The following is a 3,211-nucleotide window of genomic DNA, read 5'->3' on the forward strand; positions in this document are numbered from 1 at the left end:
GTCCTTGTGGAGCGTGACCGCCCGGTAGGACTCGGGGAGCTTGATCGCCGCGAAGTCCGCCGACGTGGCGTCGGAGCTGAGGATCGCGTCGAGGAGGGCCGACATCTCGGTCATGTGGTGGTTCCCATCAGGTGTTCTCTCATCGGGGGCGTACGACCGGGCTGCTCCGCCCGGTTGCGGCTCCGGCCGTCCGGTTACGACGGGTGGCGGGCGAGTTCGATCAGCAGCAGGGCGAGTCGGGCGCCCGGTCGGCCGAGGCCGCTCTGGTACTCCTTCACCATCCGGTTCTCCCTGGTGAGTTCGGTACGGGGCAGGCCCGCGGCCCGGCGGAGCGCCTCGATCTCACCGACCAGCTCGGCGCGGCGCCGGATCATCCGGATGAGGGACCGGTCGAGTTCGGCGAGTTCGTCCTGCCACTCGTCGACCCGGCTCGGCACGGTGAGTGACATGTCAGGCCCCGGCCTTCCGACGGGTGGCCGCGCGCCGCTGGGCGAGGGCCAGGGTCAGGGCGGTCAGCGCGGCGAGTGCCGCCGCGGCCAGTGACCACCAGAAGGTGACGGTGAACGCCGACATCCGGCTGTCGGCGCTGTCCCCCGCCCCGTCCAGGCCGTTCTGCAGGACGGCCACGAACACGGCGGTCGCGATCGACCCCCCGAGCCGCTGCAGCATGTTGATCTGCGGCGAGGCATCGCTGATCTTGCGCGGGTCGACGGCCCGGAAGGCCGAGGTCATGGCCGGCATCACGGACAGTCCGGCCCCGAAGCCGGAGAGCAGCATGGCGGTGCCGATCACCGCGTACGGCGTGTCCGCCCCGACCAGGACGAACGGCACCGCCGCGGCGAGGCTCAGCGCCGCCCCGAGGAACGCGGTGCGCCCGCCGCCGAGCCGTTCGACGACCCGCCCCGACAGCCAGGTGGCCGCGGCGGCGCCCGCGCTCGACGGCAGCAGCAGCACCCCCGTGGCGACCGGGTCCGCGCCGCGCACGCTCTGGAAGTACAGCGGCATCAGCACCATGCCCGCGTACATGCCCATGGACAGGAAGACCGTGGTGAGCGAGGCCGAGCGGAAGACGGCATCGTGGTAGAGCCTGATGTCGAAGAGCGGGTGCGCCGTACGGAGGGTCCGGACGATGAACAGCACCAGCAGCACCACCCCGGCGGTGAGCACCAGCACCGGGACGGCCGAGGTGTGCCGGCCGATCTCCCCGAGGCCGTAGGTCAGGGCGACCATGCTGCCGGAGACGGCCAGGAGCCCGAGCGGGTCGAGCGGGGTCGGGTCCTGCGGTCCGTCGGGGCGCAGCAGTCGCAGGGCGCACAGCACGGCCACGGCTCCCACCGGCAGGTTGACCAGGAAGATCCAGCGCCAGTCCGCGTAGTGCAGCAGGAGCCCGCCCGCGAACGGCCCGACGACGGGTGCGAGCACGATGGGCACCCCGACGACCGACATCACGCGCGGGAGGTTCGCCGGTCCGGCCGCCCTCGCGAGGATGATCTGCCCGACGGGCATGATCAGGCCGCCGCCGAGGCCCTGGAGGGCCCGCAGGGCGATGAGCTGCCCGGAGGTCTGAGCGGCGGCGCACAGGAGGGAGGCGACCGTGAACACGACCACCGCGGCCACGTAGGTGCGCCGGGCTCCGTAACGGCGCGCCGCCCAGCCGGAGACCGGGATCGCCGCGGCGACCGCGAGGAGGTAGGCCGTCACCACCCACTGGATGGTGTCGAGCCTGGCGTCGAGGCCGGACGCCAGGGCCTTGAGGGCGACGTTGACGATCGTCGAGTCCAGGAAGGACATGGTCGACCCCAGGATCACCACCGTGGCGGCCTTCCACACCTCGGGGCCGAGACCCTGACGGGGGATCGGGTTGGATTCGGTACGTATGCTCACTGCTGGGTCGTCTTCCCCTCGGTGCTCTGCTTCGGCTGCACGGTCCGCAGCCAGTCGTCCACCGCGCCGGCGGCGCTGCCGGCGGCGGCCTCCAGCATGGTGAAGTGGTCGCCCTCGACGTCCACCGCGGTGTGCCGCAGCGGCCAGGAGGCCCGGCGGTCGCCGAGCGACTGCTCCGCCCGGACCAGCAGGGTCGGGGTCGAGATCGCTTCGGGCGTCCAGCCGTGGAAGTGCCGGAAGTAGCCGCCCATCGCGGTCAGTCGGGCGTCCGTGGTCCAGCCGTACTCCTCCTCCCGGTCGAACATGGCCTTGACCATGTCGGTGCGGAAGGCGGGATCGGCGGCCTCGCCCGGCAGGAAGGTGTCGAGCAGGACCAGCGCGGCGGCCGGGCTGCCGAGCCGTTCCAGACGGGCGGCGACGTCGTGCGCCGCCCAGCCGCCGGAGGAGTAGCCGACCAGGGCGAACGGTGCTCCGTCGGCGCCGTGCAGCACCGACCGGGCGATGAGTTCGACGATCGCCTCGGCACTGTCCGGCAGTTCCTCGCCCTGGAGGTAGCCGGGCAGGGGCAGCGCGGACACCGCGCGCCGCGGTCCGAAGGCTGCCGCGAAGCGGGCGTACTGGTGCGGGCTGGACATCGCCGTCAGCGAGGGCAGGCAGACCAGTGCCGGTGCCGCGGGGCCGTCCGCGAGGCGGACCGGCTCCAGCATCGGCCGGGTTTCGGCCACCGACCCGGCCGAGAAGGACGGCCGCAGCTGCGAGGCCACCATCAGCAGGTCGGTCGCCTCCTTCACCTTGCCGTCGGCGCAGGCCTGCCGGTAGAGCAGGCCGATGGTGCCCGCGGGCTCCGCCGTCACCGGGGCCTCCGGCACGGTCAGTTCGCCGCGGAGGTGGTCGGCCAGGAGCCGGGGCGTCGGGTGGTCGAAGACCGCCATGGCGCTGAGCGTCAGTCCGGCCGCGGTGTTCAGCCGATTGCGCAGGCGGACCGAGGTCAGCGAGTCGAAGCCCATCTCCAGGAACTTCCGGTCGGGATCGACCTGGTCGGGCCCGGCGTAGCCGAGGACCGCGGCCGCGTGGGCGCGGACCAGGGCGAGCGGGTCGGTCAGGTCCGCGGCGGGCGCGGTTTCCCGGGAGCCGCGCTTCGGCGCCGGGGGCACCAGGTCGTGCAGCAGGGGCGGCAGCCCCTCCTCACGGGACTGTGCCCGGAGGGCGGGAAGGTCGATCCGGGCGGGCACCAGCACGGGGTGGTCGTGGGTGAGGCCGGCATCGAAGAGCGCGAGACCCTCCCGCGTGGACAACGGCAGCATCCCGCCACGCGAGATCCGCCCCA

The 3,211-nt window shown here is 73.1% G+C and carries 3 protein-coding genes; all 3 read right to left on the minus strand.

The window, feature by feature from the left end; genetic code table 11:
- Window positions 1-194 precede the first annotated feature (194 nt).
- On the minus strand, window positions 195-449 hold the full coding sequence (locus ACWCYO_RS40480; protein ID WP_270141622.1) for a chorismate mutase: 255 nt from the start codon (window positions 447-449) through the stop codon (window positions 195-197).
- A gap of 1 nt (window position 450) precedes the next feature.
- Complete coding sequence (locus ACWCYO_RS40485) at window positions 451-1,884, minus strand: DHA2 family efflux MFS transporter permease subunit (protein WP_270141623.1); 1,434 nt, start codon at window positions 1,882-1,884, stop codon at window positions 451-453.
- The coding region (locus ACWCYO_RS40490) for an alpha/beta fold hydrolase (protein WP_449787028.1) at window positions 1,881-3,211 on the minus strand (1,331 nt) is incomplete at its 5' end. The genes ACWCYO_RS40490 and ACWCYO_RS40485, both read right to left, overlap by 4 nt.

It is taken from the genome of Kitasatospora sp. NPDC001683 (genome assembly GCF_053596495.1).

Excerpts from the sequence above, each read along its gene's own strand:
- ACWCYO_RS40480 (WP_270141622.1), bottom strand. The coding sequence starts at position 449 with ATGTCACTCACCGTGCCGAGCCGGGTCGACGAGTGGCAGGACGAACTC.